The sequence below is a fragment of the Nonomuraea sp. NPDC052265 genome, assembly GCF_044547985.1.
Classification (GTDB): domain Bacteria; phylum Actinomycetota; class Actinomycetes; order Streptosporangiales; family Streptosporangiaceae; genus Nonomuraea.
On sequence record NZ_JBIUBJ010000027.1, the window covers coordinates 46998 to 73471 of the forward strand.

A 26474-nucleotide genomic window follows, 5' to 3' on the forward strand; every position below is an offset into this window, starting at 1 on the left:
GTGACGCACAGCGCCACCGGCCCCCAGGGGCCGACTTCCGCGGGCTCGTCGGGCCAGGCCACCGTGCAGCCCCCGGTCCGCATCGACCGGGACGTGGAGCCGGTCTGGGAGACCGAGGTGCTGCCCGACTGGGTGGTCAACTGGCTGATCCCGATGTTGTCGGCCGGCCAGAAGTGGCCGGAGGCCAGCGAGAGCGGGATGTCCAAGCTCGCCCATACGTACCACGCGCTCGCCGCCGGTGCGATCGGCACCGCGCCGCGCGCCGGCTCGGCCGTGCGGACCGTGGCGACCGGCTGGGTCTCGCCCGCCAGCGCCGACTTCGTCTCCCGCGCCAAGTTCCTGTACGGCAACGAGGCCGGCATGGCGGGCGCGGCCAGGACGTCCCAGTCTCTCCAGGCCCAGTCGGACAACTTCGCGGTCGAGACCCAGTACTCCAAGATCTCCGTCAACGTGGCCTTCTGGGTCACGGTCGTCGCCATCGCCATCGCGCTCTTCGTCGCCTTCTTCACCGCCGGGTCCTCCACCGCGATCATCGGGCCGTACGCGGCCGCGGGCCGCGCGGCGATCAGCCGGATCCTGGTCCGGCTCGCCATGATCGGCGCCAGGGAACTGGGGGCCGGCAGGCTGGCCAGGGTGACGACGCTCAGCGGCGCCACCGGCCGCGGCCTCATCGCCAGGCTGCTGAGCTCCTCGATCGGCCGCGAGCTGATCGAGGAGATCGGCGAGGAGTTCTTCATCGACGCCGCCTCCCAGTACCAGCAGATCAAGATGGGCACCAGGAAGGACTGGGACTGGAAGAAGTCCCAGGCGGCGATCATCGGCGCCGGCGGCGGCGCGCTCTTCGGCACCGCGCTGTCCGGGCCCGTCTCCAACGTCACCCGGCACATGCCGGGCTTCCCCGGCCGCGCGATGACCACCGGCCTGACCAACACGATCGCCTCCCCCGCCGGCAGCTTCCTCGCCAACGGCCTGGTGTACGGCCAGTGGGAGAACCCGTTCTCGGCCGACTCCCTCATGGGCGGCTTCATGGGCGGCGCCGGGCGTACCGGGTCGATCAGCCCGTTCAACCCCGAGGTGTACACCACGCTGGCCAACCCGGTCACGGCCCTCGCCTCGGCCTACGACACCGCCGCCCGTACCGACGCGGCCCGCGCGGGCGGCGACCCCAGCACGGGGGGCGGGCAGCCGCCGGCCAACAGCCCGGCCCCCACGGGTGGCAACGGGCCCATCGTCCCCACCTCGACGCAGGCCGCGCCCGGGCAGAACCAGAACGACGACGTCAGGCGCGGCACGCCGTCCACGTCCGCCCCCGACTCGGACTCGACCCCGCGCCGCGGCTCCAGTTCGCGGGACGGCCGCCAGGACACCGACCGCGAGCCCCGTGCCGACTCCGACCAGAACCTCGACGAGGAGACGTCGCAGGACGACGACACCAAGCCGCGGCAGCCGAGGAACAACTCCGCACCGGCTCCCCAGCCCGCCGCGGCCCCGGCCTCCCAGCAGGCGCAGGACGGCTCGCAGGACTCCCGCCAGAACACCACCCAGACCCGCGACACCCAGCAGGACGACCAGACCGGACCGGCCCCCCAGCAGGACACCCAGCCCGCGCCGTCAGCCCAGCAGGACAGCCAGCCCGCGCCCTCCACGCAACAGGACGCCCAGCAGAACACACAACAGGACGCCCAGCCGAACAACCAGCAGGACGTCCAGCAGAACAACCAGCAGGACACGCGACAGGACAACCAGCAGGACACTCAGCAGGGGCCGACCGCGCAGCAGGGCGACCAGCCGGGATCGGCCGCCCCCCAGACCGCGGACACCCCCGCCACGACGTCGGCCGCCGCCCCCGACACCGCCCCGCCCGTGCCCGTCCCCGGGTCCGTCCGGGCCCGTACCGCGCTGGTGGACGCGCTCACCGTGGACTTCCCCGGCGCGGTCGTCGGCCCCAACGGCGACCTCCTCATCCCCTCCCCCGACGGCAGCGTACGGGTGATCCGCGCCGCCACCATGAGACGCGTGCGCGCCGCCCTGGACGCCCGCGCCGACGAGGTCACCGACGCCGACGAGCTGCAGGCCGAGGCCACCGCCCTGGTGCTGCTGGCTCAGGAGGGCGGCGATACCCTGCAGCCCGCGACGAGCAGGCCGGGCACGGTCACGTCGAGGCCGGTCCCGGGCACCCGGTACGTGCCCGACGCCCGGCCGGGCACCCGGTTACAGCCCGGAGAGGTCCGCGCGGGAGCCGACGCGCTGCGCGCGTCCCTTTTCCTGAACCAGGACGTCGAGGAGATCACCTGGTCGAACGACGGCACGCTCGTCGTCCGCACCAGGAACAACGGCACCCACCACTTCCGCCCGGTCGTCGGCGAGATGACCGAGGGCCTCATGGGCGAGACCGAGCTCTCGACCGGCGAGGACGCGCAGCACGCCCACGTCGTGCACTTCGCCCCCGGCATGGACCCGAGCCAGGTGTCCCGGGTCTGGCTGCACGAGATCACCGACACCCTGCAGAAGACGCAGGAGAACACCGGCGGCAAGCGGCGGGGCTTCCTGCGCCGCCGCAAGGCGACCAGCGAGCCCACGCAGGACATGTGCGCCCAGGCCCAGCTCAACGAGCTGGCGTTCCTGGCCGAGCAGTGGCACGCGGCGCAGACGCCGCAGGAGCAGCGACTCCTCGCCCTCGACATCGACGGCGTGTCCCGCCAGCTCGCCGAGCGCGGCCACACCCCGCCGCTGCCGCCGTGGGCGCCCACGCAGGCGTCCCGGCCGAGCCACGCCCCGCCGCTGCCGAACGGACGGCCGTCGCGGAGCGAGCTTTCGGGCGTCATCGAGGCGTTCGAGCGGGCCGAGCAGGCACTCAAGGAGCAGATCGCGGCGAAGCGGAAGAGCGCCGAGGAGGCCAAGGAGGCGATTCGCAAGGCGCGGCAGGAGGCGCGGAAGGCTGACAGGCAGCACGACCAGGGCCACACGGAGCGGGCGCGCAAGGCGCGGCAGGAGAGCCGCAACCATCGCGCCACCCGGGAACGGCACACCAGGATCGCCGACGCGTACGAGGCCGCGCTGCGCGAGGCGACCCGTACCCGGCGGACCTACCAGCAGCTGCTCATGGCGTTGAACGAGATCGAGAACCCGAGCGCGCCCGCCGGGCCGGTCGGCATGCGGCCCGTCGCCGAGCGGCTGGCCAACCAGGTCCTGCAGCAGCACGCCGCGTACCTGGACGCGCTGGCCGCCGCGTTGCCTCAGGAGATCAACCTGGCCGCGGCACAGCCGACGGGCCGGCTGGCCCACGTGTCCGCCCTCACCACCGCCGTCAACGACCTGCTGGCCGACAACGACATCGGCCGCAGGTTCACCACGCACGAGCTGGAGGGGGCGATCCGGGCGGACTTCCACAAGGCCGTCTCCGCCGACGGCCTCGTGCTGCAGGTGGGGCACCACGGCAAGGCGGCCGAGGTGCGCATCAAGCTGACGCTCGCCGACCTGGTCGAGGTGCTCGATCCGGCCATCAAGGGGTCGGAGATGATGGTGGGCCTGTTCCACCAGGCCGGCCGTACGGCCTCGGTCAGCCAGGCGGGCAGCGGCGGGCTGTCGATGGGCTTCAACACCAGCGTCCTGGCCCAGTTCCTGCCCGAGGACCACGTGGCCAGGACGGTGGCACAACTGCTGGGCGTCGGTCTCGGCGCCTCGATGGGGCGCAACTGGTCGACCGGCGGCGGAGCCGGCATGTTCGCCCAGACCGGCTCGGTCACCGACAACCGGAGCGAGTCGCTGCTGTTCGACGCCGCCGCGACGTGGACGGCCGAGATCCGCACCGGCCAGGACGAGAGCTGGCGAGGGACCGTCACGGTCGACTCCGGCGCTCCGGGCGACGCGGCGAGCCAGCGGGTGTGGTTCTCGCACGCCGCCACCGACCAGCCGCCGAGCAGGCTGGCCCGGGTCGACCCCGCCAGGCGGCGCACGAAGATGCCCAACGTCATCGTCCAGAGCATGAGCGACCTGGAGGGCGCCCTCGACATGCTCGCGGACGTGCTCGGCGGCGACTACGCCGAGGTCGGCACCTCGGCCCGCGACGCGCTGCGCGGGTTCGTCACCCATGAGCTGCCCCACAGCCTGCAGACGGCGGTCAACGGCGGGCTGGAGCGCGTCTTCACCAAGAACGGCGAACCGCAGGTCCAGGTGCGTGCCGAGAGCCGTGTCGTGGTGGAGCTCTCCCAGCCGGTCGGCGGCTCGACCTCCGAGGAGTGGGAGGAGGAGGTGCTCGTCGACTTCGTCCAGGCCCCGGCGAGCGCCTCGTCGGGCGCCTCGCTCGAAGGCAGCGCCTCGGCCGGGTTCAAGGCTCCGGGGTTGGAGGGCGTGGACCTCGGCGAGTACCAGCCCACGATCGGCCCCAAGGCCAACGGGGCGAGGGGGGCGTCGCGGTCGTACTCGGCCACGGCCAACAAGCAGGCGATCCACCCCAGCGTGCACCGCAAGACCCACCCCAAGCAGAGCTACCGGCTCGTGGTGGTCACCACGTTCACCGTGGAGCGGTTCGGTGAGCCGCCCGTCACGTTGACGCCGGTGCGCAGCACGGTGCTGGCCGACATGCGCGAGTCGGCCGCCTACCGTTTCGGCCTGCCCGTGGACAGCGCTGCGCTGGTCCACAAGGGCGGACAGCCGGTCACCGACGCCAACGGCGACCAGGTCCTGCGCGGCGACCCCGACCCCGCCCCGCCACCCGGCCGCAAGCCGGAGCTGCCCATATGGCTCGGCGACGGGCCGGGGCAGATGCGCGGCGCGGGCCCGGCGCTGGTGCAGGACATCGAGGGGCTGGAGGAGTTCCGGAAGAAGGTCCTGGACGAGCTGGCCGAGCGCGGGGTCATCCCCAAGGTCGTGAACGGCGTGCCGGAGTACTCCACCAACAGGCTCGCCCGCGCCAGCCAGATCCTGAACCGGCAGGAGCTCATGGAGCAACTGTCGGAGCAGCGGATCCGCGCCGCCTACGACTCCCTGGCCCAGGACGGCATCATGCTCGACCTGACGCTGCACGGTCTCAACGCCGCCCCCGAGCACTACATGCTGCACCTGTCGCTGCAACAGGACTTCGACGACGTGACCTACGTCGGTCACACCGACACCCAGACGGTGGTCAACCTCGACATCGGCTCCGACACCTCGGCCCGCGGCATCAGCAGGTCCAGGACGTACAGCGGCGGCGCGTCGGTCAGCGAGAGCGACGGCCCGGACAAGGGCCAGGACGGCCTCACGCACGAGGTCGGCGTCAACGGCGGCGGCAACCGCACCCGTACGGCGGGCTCCAGCGCCGGCGGCACGACCAACATCGTGGGCCTGGATGAGAGCAGCGGCCCGGTCGCGATCCTGAGGCTGGGCCACCATATGGCCGCCGACCTGCTGCACAACGGCACGACGACGACGATCGCGACCACAGAGGGCTCGGCCCAGCTCGTCTTCGCCGCCGACCTGCTCCCGTCGAAGAAGGAGACGCCGCCCGCGCCGATCGGGCGGATGTCCCCGAAGCTCAGGTCCATGGCACAGCTGCTGCACGTGGACGTGGGCCGTCCCCTGGACGCGGCCCGCCAGGTGCTGCCACGCGGCACGACCGCCGACTCCGTGGCCCTCCAGCACCTCATGGCGTTCCTGAACGTGCGCAACCTGGTCGGTCATCCGAAGCTGCTGAACCGGCCGCTCACCACGGACGGCGCGATCCGGCCGAACGGGGGGCCCACGCGCTCGTCGCTGTCGGTGTCCGGCGAGATCGGCGAGACCGAGGTGCTGGGCATCGTCGACCACGTCACGGGCAAGATCAAGTTCGGGCTCGGCAGCGCGGGGATCTCGTGGGGCGGCTCGTCCGGTCTGTCCACCGGAATGTCGACGAGCGCCTCCGACCTCGACGACGGCGGCACGACCAGCGACGGCGGCTCCCTCTCGCTGCCTTCCCGGTCCGGCGGCACGTCCGAGTCCACCTCGCTCTTGGACATCTGGGGCAGCGAGGAACTGCTGATCAAGTATGGCCGCCACTACATGCTGCGCAGCACGGTCGATCTCACCCTCACCGGCTCCGAAAGCGCCGAGCACGGGGTGCCGACCGGCGACCGTATCACCGTCAGCGGGTCCAGCACGGAGACCGTCTCCGGCACCGCGCTGTTCGCGGTCGCCGAGGACGACGCGCTGCTGATGTACGGAGCAGGCGACCTCGACCTGCCGCCCCATCTGGTCGGCGACGCGGTCGAACGGTTCCTCAACGGCAGCCTGACCCTCGACCGGAGCATCGCGGTCCCGCTGATCCAGCGCTACGTCAAGGACATGGCGCAGTCGGGGGTCACCAACGAGTACACCGACCGCCACACCCCGCAGGCCCTGCTGACCAAGCTCAAGGAGGTCGCCGGGCTCGGTTCCCCCGCCCCGGGAAGCCCGCAGGAGAAGCTCGACCAAGCCCTGGACGACGCCGCCGAGCAGCTCGAACGCTCCAGGGACGTGGTGCTCGCAGCGCCGTACGACCGGTCGGTGGGCGCGAGCGCGACCGAGTCGCTGACCCTGACGGACGAGAACGGCGACCCGGTCGACGTGATCGACGCGGTCCGGAGCGCCGTGCAGGACGCCCTGCCGGGGGCGCTGGACGAGAGCACCACCCTCGGTGAAGAGCTGAACGTCGACTTCTCCGAAGACGCCGCGGTGATCCACGTCGCCGACATGTGGTCATCGCGGGGCTTCGAACGCAGCTACCACGTCCAGCAGGGCGCGCAGGTCACGCAGGCCGAGGAGGTGACGGTCAGGGTACGCCTCGAACCCGTCGGCGACCCGCGCACGGCCAGGCTCCTCAGCCAGACGTCGCAGGCCGGTCTGATCGTCCAGCACTACCGATACACCGACCAGACACATTCGGAGTCGTACAACGGGTCCTATTCGGCCGGCCTCGACTCGGCCACCGGCGATCCGGCCGGCGGCCAGGGCGGCGGCCTGTCCACCGACCGCGGACGCGGGTACTCGGGCTCCACCAACCACCAGAACACGCGGCTGCAGCGGATCGGCCTGTTCAACGGGCTGACCCAGGTGGAGCAGCAGATGCGGCTCGTCATCGAGGTCGAGCGCCGCCCCGTACGGGGAGGCAGGATCCCGGCCGGCGCCAAGAAGACCGCCGACACGCTCCAGCGCAAGCCGCGCGCCACGCCGCCGGTCGTCTACAACGCCACGCTGGTGCGGCGCATCCCGACCGGCATGACCAGGCCCGTCGCCGAGGACCCGGGGCCGGTCGTCATGAACGCCGACCCCCGGCAGGCCGAGCTGCATCCCGGCTTCTTCCCGCAGGCGTTGTGGGAGAACCCGGCCAAGCCCAGCCTGTACGAGGTCGTCACCGCCCAGCTCACCAAGATGCTGGGCGCGGCGGCGGTCCAGGAACGCCGTCCCGAGCTGATCAGGCGGCTGGCGCCGTCGGCGCTGCTGACCGCCTTCGAGCGGATGACGGGGCCCTCGGGCGAGCCGGTCGTCCCGGTGTCCAGGCAGAAGTTCAAGGACCAGGGCGTGACCGTCACCATCCACGCCCGCACGTCCGACATGACCATCGTGGCTGGCCCGTACGACGCGGAGAAGGGCCAGGTGGACCGGCAGGCCGACAGCCAGAACGTGAGCGTCTCCCGCGGGCGGACGACCCCGCTGGGCTGGGGCGCCAACGGGTCGGACAGCTCGACCGGGGTCAACGGCGGCGTCAAGGGCGGGGAGCAGACGTCCGAGAGCGTCGGCGACCACCACGGCGCCCGCCGCGAACGCAGCATGTTCGAGAAGGGCAAGGCGTACACGGTCCGCTTCCGGGTGGACTACGACCTCGACTTCCAGTACATGGCGCGGCTGCGCGACGGCAACGAGCACCCGGTCGGCGACCCCGTCCACCTGCCCGCCGCGTCGACCGGCGAGGTGGACGTGGTCCTGTTCGGGGAGGAGATCGAGGAGCTGCGCGAACGCATGGCGGCGGGCGTACGGCTCGGGCCGCCGCGTCCCGGCGGCCCGCCGCCCGCGACGTTCACCTTCGTGCCCACGTCCGAGCGGCAGAACCCGATCCAGACCCTCCAGGAGGCCCGCCTGGCCGCCCGCGACCGCGGCGAGGTGGCCAGGGTGGCGGTCTGGGAGGCCGACGGCCTTCACCGCTACCGCGTCATGCCCGACGGCTCGCTGTTCAGCGAGACCCTGGACGGCGGCTTCGCCGAGGCGTTCGCGGGCCTCGCGCCCGACCTCCTGGACGCGGCCCGCGCCGCGGACCTCGACCTGCGCGACGTCTTCATGAACCCGAGCACGGCCGGCACCTTCACCGAGCAGGTCAAGGCCGCGCTCGACGCCCGCGGCGCCCTTCCCGCGCCCGCCGCCCCGGCCGCCTGGCCCGCCACCGCCACCGCCACCGCCGAGCACTCGAACCCGGTGGGCGGCAGCGTGGCGCAGGGCGTGACGCCGTCCGCCGGGATGCCGTCGCCCGCGATCGAGAACAGCCCGTTCAGCAGGTCGGCCCGCCCCGAAGGGGTTCCCGACCTCACCCTGGACGAGCTGCGCGGCCAGCCCGTCTCCGCCGTCGACCTCGGCGGCACCGCCGCCCACGTCGGCTGGACCGGGGACGACGTCCTGACCGTCCAGTTGCCGGGCGTGCCCGACCAGCACGTCCGTGTGGTGGTCGGGGACCCGGGCGACGGCCTGAACGCGATGACCGAGCCCCGCGCGGGCACCGCCGAGGACCCGCACCTGCTGCGGATCTGGGGGCGCGTGCACCCGGACCTGGTGTCGTCGATCCTCGTCCACGACCTCTCGCACGTCGCCCAGACGGCGACCGCGGCGGCGGCCGGGATGCCGCAGGGCGTGCTCAGGACGTCGCCGGCGGGCGAGCACACCGAGGGCACCGACCTCTGCCTGCTCCCCCGCCTGGACGAGCACGCCCACCTGGCCGACAAGTGGCACGCCACCACCGACCCGGCCCGGCGGGAGCGCCTGGCGGCGGCCATCGACGCCCTCGCCGACGACATCCGCCGGCGCGGCCACACCCCGCCGCCCCCGCCGTGGGGCACCGGGCCGCGCGCGCCGGCCGCACCGGAGCCGCAGAGCCGGATCGCCCGCCTGCTCAACGGCGGCTCGGCCACCGGCCTGGACACCTCACCACCCGGCCTGGGCAAACTGGCCGAGATCGCCGGCGTCCCGGCCATCACTCCAGGTGGCCCGGCGAACGGCGTCGCGCCGAACGTGGGACCGGCGGACACGTTCACGGTGACCACCCCCGAGGGCGACTTCACGCTGACCCTGGCCGAGGCCGCCCCCGGCGCGGCCGGGGTGACCGTCGAGTCGAGCGCTCCCGGCAACCTGACGCTGCGGGTGCCCGCCGACGACGGCCACCGGGCCACGAACGCCGTCGCCGAGCAGGTCGCGGCCCACGCCGCCGCACTCGCGGGCGACCCCGCCACCGGCACCGGCCCGGCCCGTCCGGCCCCCGGGCGGCCAGGCCCGGTCGAGGCGGCGGCGCTGGCCCGGCTGCGCGGGCTGGCGCGGGCGGCCGCCGACGCGGGCCCGATCCGCTCGCGCGCCGAACGGGCGGCGCTCCAGGAGGAGGCCCGGCGGCTCGGCCTGGCGAACGGCCAGCAGGGCGCGGCGTCCAAGCTGGTGGAGCTGTCCCGCGCGGGCGACCTCACCCCCGCCCTCGTGACGGCGATCCGCGGCCACGCGACGCTCCCCGAGACGGCCGCCGCCGGAGCCGTCGGACGGGCCGCCGCCCTCATGGGCGGCCGCGTCCACGTCCACGGCCCCGGCCTGCTCGACATCGTGCTGCCCGGCCGCGCGCCCATCGCCGTCGAGATCCGGCGGCCCGGATCCGGCCGGAACGACCCGGGCGTGCTGACCTACGAGGTGGACCCGGCCCGCACGGTCGGCGCGAACGAGCGGGCCGCCGCCGCGACGGCCGCCGCCGCGATCGCCCGCACGCTGGGCCTGCCGCCCGCCGACAGCCAGGAGCTGGCCGAGCTGCACGAGGCCCTGCGCCAGGCCCGTACGGCCAACGTCAGGCAGCGCGCCGGACGCCTGGGCGTGCTGTTCGACCTGGTCACCCAGGCCCGCCCGGAGATCCTGCGGCAGCTTCCCCCGCAGGTGGCCACCGAGCTGGCCACCCTGGCGGAGGGCCACCGTCCCCGCGACTGGCCGGCGATCCTGGACAACCTCCGCGTGATGGCGAACACGACCGGCTGGGAGCGACCCGACGGCAAGTGCGTGTGCCCGGCCGACGGCCCGTGCGCGTGCGGCCGCCGCCTGGACGAGGCCCGGCCGGTGACGCTGGATCTCGACCCCCAGGCGATGGCGGTGTGACGGGCGGGACGTCGGGCATCATGGGAACCCCGAGGAGAGGACGACTATGGCTTTCGCGGTGGCGCGGACGAGGGACGAGGCGCATCTCTACCTCGACCTCAACCCCTGCGCCTGCGGGTCCACCGACACGACCTGGCGCAACGGGCTGATCGACGTCGAGGGCGAGCTGGTCAACCGCTACTTCGGCCCGTGCGAGGAGTGCGGCACGCCGCGCGAGTTCGTGTTCGGGCTGCCGGAGCGTCCGGTGATGCCCGCCGGGTTCCCGACGTTCGGCGGCCCGGAGCCGTCGGAGCTGCTCGACGCGGGCGAGTGGTTGTGGGTGGCCGACCTGACGGCGAGCGACGTGCCGGTGGCCGACCGGGCCGAGGCCCTGCGCACGCTCAGGATCGCCGCCGCGGCGGTGGAGGAGGCCGTCAAGTTCGTGCCGGCGGGCGCGGACGCGGTGCCCGACGACGGATTCTGGTCAGAGCGCGGGCAGGGGGTGCGGGCGGCCGAGCCGGGCCGGTTCCAGCTCGACCGGCTGCTGGTCGTCCGCGACACCTACCAGTCGCTGGCGGGTGAGTATGCCTGAGCAGGGTCTGGGCCGCTCGCTCGTCGAGGCGTACGTCTACATCGACCTGGTGGCCCACTCCGGCCTGCCGGGCGCCTCCCGGGGCGCCACGGTCGCCCAGGACCCGGAGAACCTTCGGGTGCGCCTCGGCGACGTGGAGGTCGTGGTCCCGGTCGAGGCCGAGCGCGCGGCCAGGGAGACCGGCGCGACGTTCGGCACCGGTCTGTCGGAGCTGCTCGACCCCGGCGAGTGGGTGCTGATCGCCACCACGTACGCGAGCCGGGCCCTGGAGGAGGGCCTGTTCTACGCCGCAGGCCCGGCGGTGCCCGAGCGGTACGACGCCGTGGCGACCGGCTGGCGCTTCGCCGCCGACGCCGTGGTCGAGGCGCTGAAGTTCTTCCCGCCGCAAGCCGCCGAGCTGCCGCCCGACGCCTTCTGGAGCGACCTGGGCAGGACCGTGCGCGAGACCGAGCCGGAGCGCCTGACCAGGGAGAAGCTGGAGGACGACCTGGCCTTCTACCGCAAGAGCCTCGACGACTTCGAAAGCCTGCACACAAGGCCCTGACCGCCAGAGTGCGCCCGCAGGAGGGTAAGGCTCTCATTACCGATTGGCTACTCTACTTTTAGTAGCCGAATAACTACTTTCGGTAATGTCCTGCTCCTCCTCAGGGAAGAGGCGCGCCATGCCCCAGTACGCCGCGACCCCGCGGCTCCCGACCGGCCCCACCGGCCTCGGAACCTCCGCGCTCCACCTTCCGATCCCCGCTCCACCCCCCGCGCCGCCGCGGCGGCTCCCGGCGCCCATCCCCTATGTCGAGCGGGAGTGGGGCGACGGCTCCTACCCGCCGCTCTACTGCCCCGAGACGGTCCGCGACGACCCGGCGCTCGGCGCGGAGGTCGACCGGCGGCTCGTGGCGTGGGCCGAGAAGGTGGGCCTGCACGCCGGGCGGATGGACGAGTTCGCCGCCACCGGGTTCGGCCGGCTGGCGATGCTCGCCCATCCCGACAGCGACGACCCCGACCTGCTGCTGATCGCGGCGCAGATGAACACCGCCTGGTGGGCGGCCGACGACTACTACGCCGACGAGACCGACCTCGGCGCGAGCCCCACCGAGCTGCCGCCGCGCCTCGCGCTCGTCATGTCGGCCATGGACCCGCCGCCGCCCGCGGGCGGGTACACCGAGCAGCTCGAAGAGGCGATCGAGGCCGACCCCGTGCTGGTCGCCCTGCGCTCGGCCACCGGACACCTGTCCCGCCACGGCACCCCGTCGCAGGTCATGCGGGCCTGCAACACCACCTTCCAGATGTACGTGAGCTGGACGGCGTACGCCGCCTGGCGCTACCTGGAGACGCCGCCGCCCGTCTGGCGCTACCTCGCGGCCCGGCAGCACGACAGCTTCTACACGTCCATGACGCTCATCGACGTCGTCGCCGCCTATGAGCTGCCCGCCAACCTCTTCTACGACCGGCGTTTCCACACCGCGCTCATGCAGGCCGGCACGGCCAGCGTCATCGTCAACGACCTCCACTCCGTGGCGAGGGAGGCGGCCGACGAGCTGCCCGACTCCAACGTCGTCCTGCTCATCGCGGCCGAGGAGGAGTGCTCCACGCGCGAGGCCACCGAACGCGCCGTCGCGCTGCACAACGACTTCGTCAAAGGCTTCGAGACCAGCCAGCGCGAGCTCGCCGCAGTTCCGTCCGCGGAGCTGCAGCGGTTCCTGCGTGGCGCCCAGGGCTGGATGGCCGGTTGCCTCGAATGGCACGGCAGCAGCAGCCGATACCACTGATCACGACCGGCCGCCCCCGGCCGGGAAGGAGCTCTTCCCAGGTGACCGTCAACACCCATTCCTCCGTCCTCACCAGCCACTACCAGCACTCCGTCGCCGGCTACTGGAACGCCGAGAAGAACCCGGTCAACCTGCGCCTGGGCGACGTCGACGGCCTGTACCACCACCACTACGGCATCGGCGAGGTGAACTGGACGGTACTCGACGGCCCCGAGGACACCCGCGAGGACCGCATCGTCAAGGAGCTCCACCGCCTGGAGACCGCCCAGGCCGACCTGCTGATCAGCCACCTCGGCCCGCTCGAACCCCACCACCGGGTGCTCGACGCCGGCTCCGGCCGCGGCGGCGGCAGCCTCCTGGTCAACATGCGCCACGGCTGCGAGGTCGACGGCGTGTCCATCTCCGAGTCGCAGGTCGCCTTCGCCAACGACCAGGCCAAGAAGCGCGGCGTCGACGACAAGGTGCGCTTCCACTTCCGCAACATGCTGGAGACCGGCTTCGAGACTGGATCGTTCCAGGCGAGCTGGAACAACGAGAGCACCATGTACGTCGAGCTGTCCCTGCTGTTCGCCGAGCACTCCCGCCTGCTGCGCCGGGGCGGCCGGTACGTGTGCGTCACCGGTTGCTACAACGACGCCTACGGCCTGCCGTCCCGGGCGGTCAGCCAGATCAACGCCCACTACATCTGCGACATCCACCCCCGGAGCACGTACTTCGAGCAGATGGCGGCCAACCGGCTCGTCCCGGTCAGCGTCGTGGACCTGACGGCGGCCACGATCCCGTACTGGGAGCTGCGCGCCCGTACCCATCTGGCCACGGGCATCGAGCAGTCCTTCCTCGACGCCTACAAGAACGGCAGCTTCCAGTACCTGCTCATCGCGGCCGACCGCGTCTGATCAACCGGCCACCGCGGCGGCCAGCTCCCACGGGTCGTGGGCCGAGAACACGCTCACCTGGTCGCCGTGGTCCCGTACCAGCTCCCGCAGCCGGGCCTGGGTGCCGAGCCGCAGGTCGTGATGGACCTCCGCGTGGGTCTGCACGACGTCCATCAGCGGGTGGGGATGCGGGTCGGCCAGGAGCTCGCGGTGGTAGTAGTAGGCGTCGCCGCAGTGCAGGAGCCACCGGTCCCCCTCCCGGACGGCGACGCCGGTGTGCCCGGCGGTGTGCCCGCCGAGGGGGACCAGCCTGATGTCCTCGGGCAGGCCGTCGAGCCCGGTCGAGGCGAAGCCGAACCAGTCGTCGTTCGCCTCCGGGGTGTAGGTGACCCAGTGGGGGCCGTGCGCCCAGTGGGCCGGACGGTAGCGGAAGCTCGGGGCCTCCGACAGCGCCGCCTCCAGCTCGGCGGCCAGCAGGTGCACCCGCGCGTCGGGGAAGTCCGGCAGGCCGCCGCAGTGGTCGACGTCGAGGTGGGTGACGATGACGTGGCGCACGTCCTCCGGCCGGTATCCCAGCCGGGCGATCTGGCGCACGGCGGTCTCCTCCTCGGCCAGCACGGGTTCGGCCATCTGCACCCAGTCGGCGCCGAGCGTGCCGTCGGGGTCGCGCACGTCGCCGAGCCCGAGCCCCGTCTCGACCAGCACGAGACCGTCGGCCGGGGTCTCCACCAGCAGGCAGTGGTTCACGGCGGGTGCGGCGGGCGGGCCGTCGTAGGTGGCTTCGATCGTCCGTACGGATCCGCAGTTCAGGTGATGAATCCTCATAGGAGGATGGTGGAACTTGAACTGCGGTTCAAGTCAACTCTCAGCCGCCCGCCATCAGGTCGCCGAAGGCGCGGGCCGCCGGGCCCGAGGTGAACAGCCGGTCGAGCCGCGCCCTGGCCAGCCGGCGGCGGAACGGCCCGGCCAGGCTCTCGTCGCCCGCCTCGTGGGTCATCTCCGTCATCCAGCGGGAGAACTCCTGGTGGTTCCACACCCGTTCGAGGCAGGTGGCGGAGTAGGCGGCCAGCGGCTCCTCGTCGCCCTCCCGTACGGCGGCGCGCAGCGCGCGGGCCAGCACGTCGGCGTCGGCGACCGCCAGGTTCATGCCCTTGCCGCCCATGGGCGTGATGATGTGGGCGGCGTCGCCGACCAGGAAGAGCCGGCCGTAGCGCATCGGGTCGACGACGTGGCTGCGCATCTCGACGGACGCCTTCTCGCCGATCGGGCCGTCCGGCAGGTCCTCGTCGGCCAGGCGCAGCCGCAACTGGGCCCAGACCCGCCCGTCGGGCCAGTCGGCGGCGGTGGCGTCGGGGGCGCACTGGAGGTAGAAGCGGCTGGCCCGCGGGCCGCGCGGGAAGTGGGCGGCGAACCCGTGAGCGGTGATCGCCATGAGCGGGTAGCTCGGCGGCGGGACGTCGGCGAGCACCGTCAGCCAGCCGATGCCGTAGTCGTGGGAGTAGGTGGTCAGGGCGTCGGCGGGCACGCCGGCCCGGCTGACGCCGTGATGGCCGTCGCAGCCGGCGACGTAGGAGCAGGCGATCTCGTGCGTGCGGCCGTCGGCGTCGCGGTAGGTGACCGTCGGCGCGGCCCCCCCGACGTCGCGCGGGGTCACTTCGGCCGCCTCGAACCGCAGGTCGCCGCCGGATTCGAGGAGGCGCGCGAGCAGCCTGCCGACGAGGACCTGCTGCGGCACTAGACGGCCCAGCCGGCCTTCGGTGATCGCGGGGACGTCGAGGAAGCGCCGCTCGCCGTCGACGCGGAACTCGAACCTGGTCTCCTGCGGCATGCCCGCCAGGACGGTGTCGGCCAGGCCCCACTCCTCGAAGACGCGCGCGCCGTGGTGGTCGAGGATGCCGGCGCGCTGACGCTGCTCGACGTACGGGCGGCTCTGCCGTTCGAGCACCACGCACTCGACGCCGGCCTGCCGAAGCAGGCTCGCCAGGGTCAGGCCGGCCGGACCGGCTCCGATGACGACGACCTCGGTGGTCTCTCGCCTGCTGGGCTCCCCGGACATGGCGGTCCTTTCGCCTCGGTGACGCGCAGTGGTACCCGGCCAGGATGATCACGATGATAGTCCGTACGGTCACCAGCGCACCGGGACTTCGATCACCCCGTGGACGGCGGTGCCGACGCGCGACGGCGCCTCCGCCGGGGCGACCGCCAGGCGCAGGCCGGCGTGGGCGGCGAGCTGCTGCTGCTCGTCCGTCGAGGAGGCGGGCGGCCGGCGAGACGGGCTCGGCCGGTCCGCCCACAGCCTGCGGGCGGTGATCCTGCGCCACCCCTGGATGGCCTCCGTGCTCGACGGCCTGGAGGCCCGGCTCGCCTCATCGGCCGGCTGACCTCCGCCGGGCGCCCCGGCGTGAGAACCTCGGCGTCATGGAAATCTGGATCAACCCCGACTGCTCCAAGTGCCGCTCGGCGTTGTCGATCCTCGACGCCGAGGCGGCCGACTACAGGGTCCGCCGCTACCTGGAGGACCCGCCCTCGCCGGACGAGCTGCGCGCCGTCCTGGCCAGGCTCGGGCTGGAGCCGTGGGACATCACGCGTACGGGCGAGCCGGTCGGGGCCGAGCTGGGCCTCGACGCCTGGCCGCGCGACCTCGACGCCCGCGAGCGCTGGGTCGCCGCGCTGTCGGCGCATCCGGTCCTGATCCAGCGGCCGATCATCACCGCCGACGACGGGCACACCGTGATCGGCCGCACCGAGGAGGCCGTGCGGGGCACGCTGCCCGGGTGAGCGGTCAGTCCTTCATCCGGCCCTCCTGCTGGCCGTGGCGCTCGGGTCCGGCCATGCTGGAGCCGCCGGCCGGCACGTCGACGCTGCCCGGCGAGTAGTAGCGGCGCAGCCATTCGGCCAGGCCGTCGAGGCCCGGGAGCAGCACCCGCTCGGTGATCCCGGCCTGGTCGAGCCGCCGCCGGATCTCGACCTTGACCTCGGCCGGGATCGACCAGCCGCGCCACAGCCCGGGATGCGCGACCAGCCAGTCGTCGAGCTGGTACGTCGCCCCCGACATCGCCGACAACACCGACGACTGGTTGATCATGCGCTCGTCCAGCGAGGGCGGCTCGAAGAAGACCACGAACGGGCGGTCGCGGCCGAGGGCGTCGAAGCGGGCCAGATCGGCGGCGCGCTCGGCGAGCATCTCGGTGCTGAAGAGCAGCGCGCCCTCGCCGTCGAGCACCTCGCGCAGCGGCTCGGGCAGCAGGCGGTGCGCGCCCGCGCAGTCGACGGCCAGCAGGACGGCGTCGTCGCCGGGCCAGGACGCGGTGGCGAAGTGCAGGGCGACCAGCGGGGAGAAGGTCCAGTCCAGCAGGCGGGTGGGCAGGCCGTGGTGCTGGCCGAGGGCCAGCCAGTCCCAGACGGTGGGGCCGGGGGCGGCTCTGTGCGCGTATTTTCTGAAATTTCGTATCAAGTGGGCTTCTAGGGTGGCGTAGTCGCCCGCCAGCCGCGCGAGCCTGTGCACGTGCGAGTACGCGCTCTTCGCCAGGCCGCGGAAGACCAGCGTCGAGTGCGCGTAGGCGAGCCCTTCGGCGTGGCCGGCCGCGCTGATCGCGTCGTCCAGCTCCCGCCAGGACGACACCGTCACCATCCCCATCCGCCTCCGGTGCCCCTGCGCGTCCCTGTCACACCTGCCGCCATCAGGACGGGAGGGGTTGAACGACGGCCAACCGACCAGTCAGTATGGTGAAAAAATCCAGAGGGAGGACGATATTTCGCGACTGCTGCGCGTGGACTGCCACCTCCACACCGTGCACTCCGGCGACTCCGTCCTGCGGGTGGCGGAGCTGGCCGAGCGGGTGGCCGCCGAACGGCTCGACGTCGTCTGCGTCACCGATCACCACACCCTCGCCGGCGCCCACGAGGCGCTGGAGCGCGACATCGGGGCCCGCGTGATCGTGGGCGAGGAGATCAGGACCGGCGGCGGGGAGATCATCGGCCTCTTCCTGACCGAGCGGGTGCCGTACGTGCTGCCCCTGGCCGAGGCCGTACGGCGGGTCCGCGCCCAGGGCGGGCTCGTCTACGCCCCGCACCCGCTCGACCCCGGCCGCTCCTCGCTGGGCGCGGCGCGACTGGCCGCGCTGTGCGAGGGCGGGCTGGCCGACGTGGTCGAGGTCTTCAACTCCAAGGTCCGCGACCAGGCGTGGAACACCGGCGCGGCGGAGATGGCCGCCCGGTACGGCGTCCCCGGCGCGGCCGGTTCCGACGCCCACGACGCGTACGGGGTGGGCGCCGCGTACGTGGAGATGCCCGACTTCGACGGCCCGCGCTCGTTCGTGGCGGCGCTCGCCGAGGGCAGGATCGTGGGCGAGTACCGCGACCACGCCGCCTGGCCCGCCCGCTGAGCGGCGCCCGTCCGCCCCTTGAGCTGGAGTGGACTCCAGGTCCTAAAGTCGCGGACTATGACAATGCGCTACCGCGTACTCGGCGGCACCGGCATCGAGGTGAGGACCTGCTGCCCCTCTGCCGCCGGTACGGCATGGGCGTCCTGACCTGGAGCCCGCTCGCGTCGGGCTTCCTGAGCGGCCGCCACCGCAGGAACGGCGACATCGACCTGACCACCGGCCGGGCCGCGCTGACCCCCCACCGCTTCGACCCGTCGATCCCGGAGAACGCCGCCAAGCTCGACGCCGTCGAGAAGCTGGTCGAGGTCGCGGGCGACCTCGGCTGCACGCTCCCCCAGCTCGCCGTGGCCTTCGCCGCCGCGCACCCGGCGGTCACCTCGGTGATCACCGGGCCGCGGACGATGGCCCAGCTCGACGACCTGCTGAAGGGCGCCTCGCTCACGCTCGACGACGCCGCGCTCGACCGGATCGACGAGATCGTCCCGCCGGGGCGCGACATGTACCAGCCGGACGGCGCGTGGCGTCCGGAGTCACTGACCGACCCGGCCCTGCGCCGCCGCCCGCTCGCCGAGCGCGCCGCGGCCGGCTAGGCCCACAGGCTGTGGACGACGGCGGCCACCCGCCGGCCCTGCTCGCGGCCGGCGTGGGCCGCCGGTGACCGTACGGCGGGGTCGAGCGGGTTGGGGCCCATGGCCGCGACGGCTCCCTCGTCCGGGCTGATGATCTCGACCGCGGAGCCTCCCTCGCGCAGCGGGGCAGCCTCCTGTTCGAGCGACGTGCCCCGTAGCCACCGGCCGCGCCGGGTGGGCGTGGGGTCCGGGCGAGCGTGGGGTCCAGGCGTTCTGCGGCGGGCGTGGGGGCGGGCGTTCTGCGACGAGGCGTGTGGTCAGGGGGTCAGGTGGTCAGGAAGTCGGTCGCGTGGTCGTGGGCCCATGAGCGGAACGTGCGCGCGGGCCGGCCCAGCAGCTCCTCGACCGTGCCGGTGACGCGTTCGGGGGTGTGCGTGAACGACTCCCACGCCCTGAGCCGCGCCTCCACGAACGCCGGATCCCCCCAGGCGGCCGTCAACTGCTCGCGGGCGATCTCCGGCGGCAGGTCCTCCCAGCGCACCTCGCGTCCGATCACCTCGCCGACGGTCCGCGCCAGCTCCTCCTGGGTGATCGACTCGGGGCCGGTGATCACGTACTTGGCGCCGTCGTGGCCGGGGGTGGTGAGCACGTGGGCGGCGACGTCCGCGATGTCCCGCTCGTGGATCACCGATCTGGCGGCCTTCCCGTACGGGAGCCGTACCACTCCACGCCGGATCTGCGCGGCCCAGGCCAGGGTGTTGGTGGCGAAGTCGATGGCCCGGACGAACGTCCACCGCGTCCCGGACGCCCTGATCAGCCGTTCGATCTCCTGGTGGTAGATCGTGGCGGGCTCGCCGTCCTCCAGGTCGGTCACGTCCGCCGACAGGTACACGACCTGCTCGGCCCGCCCGGCCACCGCCGTCACCACCCGGTGATCGACGGGGATGCCGGGCCACATCAGGTACACCCGGTCCACGCCGTGCAGGGCGGGCTCAAGTGTGTCGAAGTCCGCCAGATCCCCGCGTACGGGCTCGACCCCCTCGGGGAGCACCGCCCTGGCCGGGTCACGGACCAGCGCCCGCACCTCGTGCCCCGTCTCCGCGAGGGAGGAGACGACATGCCTGCCCACGTTGCCGGTCGCGCCGGTCACCAGAATTCCGCTCATGAAGGCAGCCTAGAACCTCGACCGCAGTCAAGGTCTATTCAAAGAACCAAGTCGTCCGAGTGATAAGGCGCACATTCCGGGTAGCGGCAGTCGCGGTGATCGCGCTTCAAGGGATGGGAAGGGCCCGGCCCCGGCCGGGCCCTTCCGCTGTCCCCCGGCCCTCACAGGCGATTCACAAGCGGTCCTCAGACAAACCTCATACACGCCCGGCATCGTTCCCGGCATGCACCCGACCGGTTCGACCGTCACGCCCGGATCCGCGCGCGGCTCGTACGCCGTCCTCGTCGTGGACGAGCGGCCGCTCGGCGAATCCCTCTCCCGCGCGATGCGCCGCTGGGACGTGCGCAGCCTGCGCGGCGGCGAGGCGGTCAGGGCGGTACGCGGGTTCCGTCCCGGTGCGATCGTCCTGGACGTCACCACCGGCGGACGGCTCCTGCCCCGCCTGCGGGCCGCGCTGCCCGGCGTGCCGGTCCTGTTCCTGACCGCGCCGGACTCCCCGCCCGACCGGGCGGCCGGGCTGCGCGCGGGCGCCGACGACTACGTGACGCGGCCGTTCAGCGTGGACGAGGTCGTGATCAGGCTGCACGGCCTGCTGCGCCGCTCGGCCGCCGCGCTCGCCGTCGGCGACCTCACCCTGGACCAGGAGACCCGCTCGGTACGGCGGGCCGGCCAGGACATCAGGCTGACCCCGACCGAGTTCGAGCTGCTGCGGCTGCTCATGCGCCATCCGGGACGGGCCCTCAGCAAGGCGCAGATCCTCGACCGGGTGTGGGCCTACGACTTCGCCGGCCAGGGCAACATCGTCGAGCTGTACATCTCCTACCTGCGCCGGAAGATCGACGCGGACCGCCGTCCGATGATCCACACCCTGCGCGGCGTCGGCTATGTGCTCAGACCCGCCGCCTGACGGCCCGCTAGATCCCGTCTGGCGGGCGTCTGGCGGCCGTCTCGCGCCTCCTTGGTGAGAGCCCGGAACGGGCCGAGGGAGGTGGACGATGGCAGGCGAAGAGGACACCGCCGGCGGGAGCGCCGTACCGCTCCGCCTCGCGGTGATCATCGCGAGCACCCGCGTCGGGCGGGTGGGCGAGACGGTGGCGAAGTGGTTCGCCGGCCGCGCCCGCGACCGTCCCGACCTGGCGGTCGGCCTCCTCGACCTGGCCGACTACGCCTTCCCCTGCCGCTACCCCGAGCAGAGCACCCCCTCGATGCGGCGCTTCACCGACGCCGTCGGCGAGGCCGACGCCTTCGCCGTCGTCACCCCCGAGTACAACCGCAGCTTCCCGGCCTCGCTCAAGCAGGCGATCGACTACGCCTACGACGAATGGCAGGCCAAGCCGGTCGGCTTCGTCGCCTACGGCTCGGGATCTTCCGGTCTGTACGCGGTCGAGCAGCTCCGTACCGTCTTCTCCGCCCTGCATGTCGTGACGATGCGCGACTGGGTCGGCCTCGACCTGCTGGGGAACGACGTAACCGGGAGCGGCGAACCGTACGACACCGACGACCGCGTACGCGCGGTCGCGGCCATGCTCGACCAGCTCACCTGGTGGGGCCGGGCCCTGCGCGACGCCCGGCACGCCCGGCCGTACTGCTCATGAGAGGAACACCCATGCGAGACCTGGCGATACAGACCTCCGGCCTGGTCAAGGTCTTCGGCGACAACCGCGCCGTGGACGGCCTCGACCTTGAGGTGCCGGCCGGCACCGTCTACGGCGTGCTCGGCCCCAACGGCGCGGGCAAGACCACCGCCGTACGCATGCTGGCCACCCTGCTGCGGCCGGACGGCGGCGAGGCCACCGTGTTCGGGCACGACGTGGTGCGCGAGGCCGACGCCGTGCGCGGCCGCGTCAGCCTGACCGGCCAGTACGCCTCCGTCGACGAGGACATGACCGGCGCCGAGAACCTGATCCTGCTCGGCCGCCTCCTCGGCCACCGCAAGCCGGCCGCCAGGGAACGGGCGGCCCAGCTCCTGGAGGCGTTCGGGCTGACCGAGGCCGCGGGGCGGCAGGTCAAGACGTACTCGGGCGGCATGCGGCGGCGCATCGACATCGCCGCCAGCATCCTCAACACGCCTGACCTGCTCTTCCTCGACGAGCCGACGACCGGGCTCGACCCGCGCAGCCGCAACCAGGTCTGGGACATCGTCCGCATCGTCGTCGCCCACGGCACCACCGTGCTGCTCACCACCCAGTACCTGGAGGAGGCCGACCGCCTGGCCGGTCGCATCGCGGTGATCGACCACGGCAAGGTCATCGCCGAGGGCACGCCGGGCGAGCTGAAGTCGTCGGTCGGCTCGGGCTCGGTGCACGTACGCCTGCGCGACCCCGGCACCCGTCCCGAAGCCGAACGGCTGCTGGCCCAGACCCTCGACGCGCCCGTCTACCTGGACGCCGACCCCGTGTCGCTCACCGCCCGCATCGCCGGGAACGGCCGCGAGGCCGCCGCTGCCGAGCAGGCCTCGCGCGCGCTCGGCCGCCTGGCCGAGGCCGGGATCGTCGTCGACGACTTCTCCCTCGGCCAGCCCAGCCTGGACGAGGTCTTCCTGGCCCTCACCGACCACCCCGCCACCGAGTCCGCCGAGTCCGCGACCGCGCAGGAGGCCGCAGCATGACCGCCACCACCGAGACCGCCCCGACCTACTCCCCCGCCGCCGACGTGCTCGGCACCGTGCTGGCCCCCGGGGCCAAGCCGCCCCGGCCGAGCGCGTGGTCGGCGTCGGTCACGTTCGGCTGGCGGGCCATCCTGAAGATCAAGCACGTGCCCGAGCAGCTCTTCGACGTGACCGCGTTCCCGCTCATGATGACGCTGATGTTCACGTACCTGTTCGGCGGCGCCCTGGCCGGCTCCCCGACCGACTACCTGCAGTTCCTGCTTCCCGGCATCATGGTCAGCAGCGTCGTGATGATCACCATGTACACCGGGGTCGAGGTCAACAAGGACATCGAGAAGGGGGTGTTCGACCGCTTCCGCACCCTGCCGATCTGGCGCCCCTCGACCATGGTGGGCTACCTCCTCGGCGACGTCCTGCGCTACACCATGGCCTCGACGGTCATCCTCGCCGTCGGCCTGGCCCTGGGGTTCCGTCCGCAGGGGGGTGTGGCGGGCGTACTGGCCGGGATCGTCCTGCTGCTCGGCTTCTCCTTCGCCTTCTCGTGGGTGTGGACGATGTTCGGCCTGCTCATGCGGAGCGAGAAGTCGGTGATGGGCGTGAGCATGCTCGTCCTGTTCCCCCTGACCTTCCTGAGCAACGTGTACGTCGACCCGGCCACGATGCCCGGCTGGCTGCAGATCTTCGTCAACGTCAACCCGATCACCCGCCTGGTGGCCGCCGTCCGCTCGCTCATGGCCGGCACCCCCGACATGGCCGAACTGACCTGGGTCCTGATCGCCTCGGTCCTCCTCATCACCATCTTCGGCACCCTCACCATGCGCCTCTACAACCGCAAGTAGCCCCGGTACGGATGTCCCACCAGCGGCAGGCCACGCACTCACCGCAGTGCGTGGCCTGCCGTCTCCGGCGTGGTCTCGCCCATTGCGGGACGGGTGGGTGACGGCGCCGCCGGCGCTCGCGCGTACGGCCTCGAAGATCTCGCCTCGCCCCGCCCGTCGTGTTGGTCAGAGGTGCCAGGTGATGGTGTGCAGGGGTTGGTAGCGGCAGGTGGCGCCGGTGGAGATGGTGGCGCGGAGGTGGGTGGCGAGTTCGGGGTGGGTGTGGGTGAGTTTGCGGAGGGTGTCGCGGATTCTGGCGGTCACCGTCTTGCGGGCGCGTTCGGCTTCGTCGCCCAGGCGGCGGGAGCGGCCGCCCAGTCCGGCGGCCGTGCGGAGCTCTTCCAGCAGGGCCGCTCGTTCGCGGTCGTGTTCGGCCGCCCGGTCGTCGTCGCCGCGTTCGGCCGCCCGGTCGATCTCGTCGTCGAGGACGGACAGGCGGCGGCGGTAGTCGGCCTTGGCCTCCTCGTCGAGCACGGCGTCGCCGCCCAGCCCGCGGGCGGCCAGCACGAGGTCGCCGCCCTCCGGGGCGAGCAGGTGCACGGCGGGGATGTCGGCGCCGGGGTGGCCGAGCAGGTTGTGCAGGTCGCGCAGGCCCTTGGCATCGGGCATGTGGGCCAGCCGGCCGGCGAACCGGAGGGTCCAGACCTCGCCGTCCTTGCGGAAGTCGCCGGTGGCCGGCTCGGGGCCGGGGCCCTCGTCGCGTTCGGGGGCTTCCGGGGGCGTGGCCTCGGCGGCGGCACTCCGCTGCGGTGGGAGGGCGTCGAGGACGTGGTTCATGCCGAGCTCGGTCGCCTCGCGACGGACCTCCTCCAGCAGGGGACCGGCCCGGCCGACGTCGCCGCCGCCCAGGAGGGCCTCGGCCAGGCGGGCGCGGGCCAGGACCGACCACGGGCGGGCCCGCATCCGGTCGGCCGAGCGGTACGCCCGCGTGAACCCCTCGGCCGCCTCCTCCCACCGCTCCTCGGCCAGGTCGAGCATGGCGATCCACAGGTCGTACGGCCCGCTGATGTCCCACCCGTAGTAGGACACCGCCCACCGCCCCCGGTACGGCAGCAGCGCGGCCCGCGCCCCGGCGGCCAGCTCCCGGTCGCGGGTGGCGGCGGCCAGCTCCGCCTCGAAGCGCAGCCACAGCGGCTCGGTCATGCGCCCGACCGCCGCGCCGGCCAGGTGGTGGCGCAGCGCGGTGCCGACGTCGCCGGCCTGGAGGGCGGTCAGCGCCTCCAGCAGGCCGCGGTCGGGATGGCGGCTGGACCTGAGCCTGCGCAGGACGTCTTCCTGCTCCTCCACCCGGCCCTGGAGCCAGAGCAACGCCCAGCGGTGGTGGTCGAGCATGACGTCGAAGTCCTGGTTCCTGCCGTCGAGGGAGAGCCCCGTCATCAGCGACTCGGCCTCGGCGAAGCGGCCCGCGAGCGCGGCGACGATGCTGGCGTCGACGGCCGTGGTGACGTTGAGGTGGGCGTCGTCGGTGCTGCGGCCCTTGGCCGCGTAGTCGTGGAACTGGGCGAGGTAGCGGGGGTCGCCCTCCTCGATCATGGCGACCCAGCGCAGGGCGCCGGCGTAGTGTTCGAGCTCCTGGTCGGAGGTGCGCCGGGCGACGGCGAGCAGCTCGCCGGTCAGGGCCACGCGCTCGCCCGCCGTGCCGGGGCCCCAGATGATGTCGTGGTGGGCCCACAGGCTGAAGGCCAGGGCGTCGTCGTCGCCTCCCTGGCGGGCCTGGGCGGCGAGGTGGAAGACCAGGTCGAGGGCCAGGCGGTCGTCGGGGGCCGGCTCGCCGACGAGCTCGGCGTGGGCGCGGCGCAGCCGGTCGAGCGAGCTGTCGTGGCCGTAGTGGGAGCGGAAGACCAGCGCGACGCGGGCGGTCAGCTCGGGGTCGCCGGCGGCCAGGGCGCCGGCCTCCTCGAACAGACCGCGCGCCTCGTCGCGCTCGCCGCGGTGGTGCAGCTCCCTGCCGAGGTCGAGACAGACGAGCACGCGCCGGCGCGGCCCGGCGGCGGCGCTCACCTCGTGGGCGCGGCGCAGGTGGCCGAGCTCCTCCTCGCCGGCGAGCCGGCTGCGGGCGGCGCGGGCTGCGGCCTGGAGGAGGTCGATCGCGCGCTCCGGGGCGACGCGGTCGCCGGCGAGGTAGGCGTGCCCGGCCAGGTCGCTCGGCAACATCCGGCGGGCCAGGCCGGGGCTGCCGTCGAGGGCGCGGACGACGGCGGCGTGCAGGTCGCGCACGTCGGCGACGGCGTCGTAGAGGGTCTCGCGGACCAGGTCGTGGACGAAGGCGAACCGGCCGCCGCCCTTGGTCACCACCAGCCTGGCGATCACCGCCAGATCGAGGAGGCGGTCGACGTGCGCGACGGGCGCGGCCACGGTGGCGGCCAGCACCTGGCGGTGGAACTCGCGCCCGAGCACGGCCGCGGCGGGCAGCAGCTCCGACACCGGACGCGGCAGCAGGGACAGGCGGCGCAGCAGCGCGTCGCGCACGCCCGGCGCGACGGCGGTGGCCGAGCCGCCGCTGCGCCACAACCTGGCCGTCTGCTCGACGAAGAACGGGTTTCCGCCCGTGCGCACATGGACCTCGGCCACCAGGTCGGCGGGCGGGTCGTGGCCGGCGGTGCGGGCCATGAGGGCGCCCACCCCGGCCTGGTCGAGGCCGGTGAGCGTGATGGAGGTGGCCTTGGCGACGAGCGGGGACAGCAGGTCGCGCAGCGGGTGGTCGACCGGCTCGACCTCGGCGTCGCGGTAGGTGCCGATGAGGAGCAGGCGCTCGAACCAGGTCTGCCGGGCCGCGAACTCCAGGAGCCTGAGCGAGGCGGGGTCGGCCGCGTGGAGGTCGTCGATGACGATCACGAGCGGGTGGTGCTGCGCGAGCGCCACCAGGGCGGTGGTGACCGCGTCGTAGATCTGGAACGCGGAGGCGGGGTCGGTCTCGGCGGTGGCGGTGACCTCGATGTGCGGCTGGGCGGGCGCCCCCGCCTCGCCGAGGAGGGCGGCCAGGCTGCCCCCGGCCGACTGCTCGGCCTCGGCCCACTCGTGGGGGGCGGCCGCGCGGCGCAGGGCGCGGATGACCTGGACCCACGGCCAGTAGCCGGGGGCGCTGCCGGAATCCCAGCAGGCGCCGCCGACCACGAGCGCGCCCCTGCGCCTGGCCTCGGCGGCGGCGCTGGTGACGAGCGTGGTCTTGCCGATGCCGGCCTCGCCGGTGACGAGGACCAGGCCGCCGTGGCTGTCGATCACCCGCGTGACCTCGGCACGCAGCAGCGCGGCGGGGTGGCCCCTGCCGATCAGCTCGTGTGGCCTGGCTTCGGTTGGCATGACACCCGCACGTTATCCGCCGCCACCGACAAACCGC

General features: G+C 73.2%; 17 protein-coding genes and 1 pseudogene. 13 read left to right on the forward strand and 5 right to left on the reverse strand.

Going from position 1 to position 26474, the window contains the following annotated elements; translation table 11 throughout:
• The 5 genes from ACIHAD_RS43170 to ACIHAD_RS43190 all read left to right on the forward strand — a co-directional run bounded on the left by ACIHAD_RS43170 (position 1) and on the right by ACIHAD_RS43190 (position 13553).
• Positions 1-10320: a hypothetical protein gene (locus tag ACIHAD_RS43170; RefSeq protein ID WP_397360634.1), complete on the forward strand. Its 10320-nt coding sequence runs from the start codon at positions 1-3 to the stop codon at positions 10318-10320.
• A 46-nt stretch (positions 10321-10366) separates the two neighbouring features.
• Positions 10367-10891 carry a hypothetical protein gene (locus ACIHAD_RS43175; RefSeq protein WP_397360635.1) on the forward strand — a complete coding sequence of 175 codons (525 nt, stop codon included), beginning with the start codon at positions 10367-10369 and terminating at the stop codon, positions 10889-10891.
• Positions 10884-11435 carry a hypothetical protein gene (locus tag ACIHAD_RS43180; protein WP_397360636.1) on the forward strand — a complete coding sequence of 184 codons (552 nt, stop codon included), beginning with the start codon at positions 10884-10886 and terminating at the stop codon, positions 11433-11435. The genes ACIHAD_RS43175 and ACIHAD_RS43180 overlap by 8 nt, the downstream gene beginning before the upstream one ends.
• A gap of 118 nt (positions 11436-11553) precedes the next feature.
• The gene (locus ACIHAD_RS43185) at positions 11554-12657 is read left to right on the forward strand and encodes a family 2 encapsulin nanocompartment cargo protein terpene cyclase (protein ID WP_397360637.1); all 1104 of its coding nucleotides are present in this window, start codon (positions 11554-11556) and stop codon (positions 12655-12657) included.
• 41 nt (positions 12658-12698) lie between these two features.
• The gene (locus ACIHAD_RS43190) at positions 12699-13553 is read left to right on the forward strand and encodes a geranyl diphosphate 2-C-methyltransferase (RefSeq protein WP_397360639.1); all 855 of its coding nucleotides are present in this window, start codon (positions 12699-12701) and stop codon (positions 13551-13553) included.
• On the opposite strand, the gene ACIHAD_RS43195 is transcribed toward ACIHAD_RS43190, so the two are convergent.
• Both ACIHAD_RS43195 and ACIHAD_RS43200 read right to left on the reverse strand, forming a co-directional pair.
• Positions 13554-14357, reverse strand: coding sequence for an MBL fold metallo-hydrolase (locus ACIHAD_RS43195; RefSeq protein ID WP_397360640.1), 804 nt, complete (start codon positions 14355-14357; stop codon positions 13554-13556).
• Positions 14358-14397: 40 nt separating this feature from the next.
• Positions 14398-15615: pseudogene (locus tag ACIHAD_RS43200) on the reverse strand (4-hydroxybenzoate 3-monooxygenase); the annotation flags it as partial.
• Between the two features lie 82 nt (positions 15616-15697).
• Between ACIHAD_RS43200 and ACIHAD_RS43205 the strand changes: the two are divergent.
• Positions 15698-15913: a hypothetical protein gene (locus tag ACIHAD_RS43205; RefSeq protein WP_397360641.1), complete on the forward strand. Its 216-nt coding sequence runs from the start codon at positions 15698-15700 to the stop codon at positions 15911-15913.
• A 37-nt stretch (positions 15914-15950) separates the two neighbouring features.
• A complete protein-coding gene (locus ACIHAD_RS43210; RefSeq protein WP_397360642.1) occupies positions 15951-16310 on the forward strand; it encodes an ArsC/Spx/MgsR family protein in 360 nt (119 codons plus the stop codon).
• 4 nt (positions 16311-16314) lie between these two features.
• Here the strand turns inward: ACIHAD_RS43210 and ACIHAD_RS43215 are convergent, their stop codons facing one another.
• The gene (locus ACIHAD_RS43215; RefSeq protein WP_397360643.1) at positions 16315-17169 is read right to left on the reverse strand and encodes an FRG domain-containing protein; all 855 of its coding nucleotides are present in this window, start codon (positions 17167-17169) and stop codon (positions 16315-16317) included.
• A gap of 133 nt (positions 17170-17302) precedes the next feature.
• Here ACIHAD_RS43215 and ACIHAD_RS43220 point away from each other — a divergent pair, with 133 nt between their 5' ends.
• Positions 17303-17917: a PHP-associated domain-containing protein gene (locus ACIHAD_RS43220; protein ID WP_397360645.1), complete on the forward strand. Its 615-nt coding sequence runs from the start codon at positions 17303-17305 to the stop codon at positions 17915-17917.
• Between the two features lie 107 nt (positions 17918-18024).
• Positions 18025-18507 (forward strand): aldo/keto reductase, encoded by a 483-nt coding sequence (locus ACIHAD_RS43225; RefSeq protein ID WP_397360673.1) that lies wholly within the window; start codon positions 18025-18027, stop codon positions 18505-18507.
• Between the two features lie 304 nt (positions 18508-18811).
• Here the strand turns inward: ACIHAD_RS43225 and ACIHAD_RS43230 are convergent, their stop codons facing one another.
• Positions 18812-19651, reverse strand: a complete 840-nt coding sequence (locus ACIHAD_RS43230; RefSeq protein ID WP_397360646.1) for an NmrA family NAD(P)-binding protein — start codon at positions 19649-19651, stop codon at positions 18812-18814.
• 223 nt (positions 19652-19874) lie between these two features.
• On the opposite strand from ACIHAD_RS43230, the gene ACIHAD_RS43235 reads away from it, so the two are divergent.
• From ACIHAD_RS43235 to ACIHAD_RS43250, 4 genes are all read left to right on the forward strand, one after another.
• Positions 19875-20558 carry a response regulator transcription factor gene (locus ACIHAD_RS43235; protein ID WP_397360647.1) on the forward strand — a complete coding sequence of 228 codons (684 nt, stop codon included), beginning with the start codon at positions 19875-19877 and terminating at the stop codon, positions 20556-20558.
• Between the two features lie 88 nt (positions 20559-20646).
• A complete protein-coding gene (locus ACIHAD_RS43240; RefSeq protein ID WP_397360648.1) occupies positions 20647-21246 on the forward strand; it encodes an NADPH-dependent FMN reductase in 600 nt (199 codons plus the stop codon).
• Between the two features lie 11 nt (positions 21247-21257).
• The gene (locus ACIHAD_RS43245; RefSeq protein WP_397360649.1) at positions 21258-22259 is read left to right on the forward strand and encodes an ATP-binding cassette domain-containing protein; all 1002 of its coding nucleotides are present in this window, start codon (positions 21258-21260) and stop codon (positions 22257-22259) included.
• Positions 22256-23098, forward strand: a complete 843-nt coding sequence (locus ACIHAD_RS43250) for an ABC transporter permease (protein ID WP_397360650.1) — start codon at positions 22256-22258, stop codon at positions 23096-23098. The genes ACIHAD_RS43245 and ACIHAD_RS43250 overlap by 4 nt, the downstream gene beginning before the upstream one ends.
• 165 nt (positions 23099-23263) lie before the next feature.
• Here ACIHAD_RS43250 and ACIHAD_RS43255 read toward each other — a convergent pair whose 3' ends face one another.
• The gene (locus tag ACIHAD_RS43255; RefSeq protein ID WP_397360651.1) at positions 23264-26437 is read right to left on the reverse strand and encodes an AAA family ATPase; all 3174 of its coding nucleotides are present in this window, start codon (positions 26435-26437) and stop codon (positions 23264-23266) included.
• Positions 26438-26474: the final 37 nt, after the last annotated feature.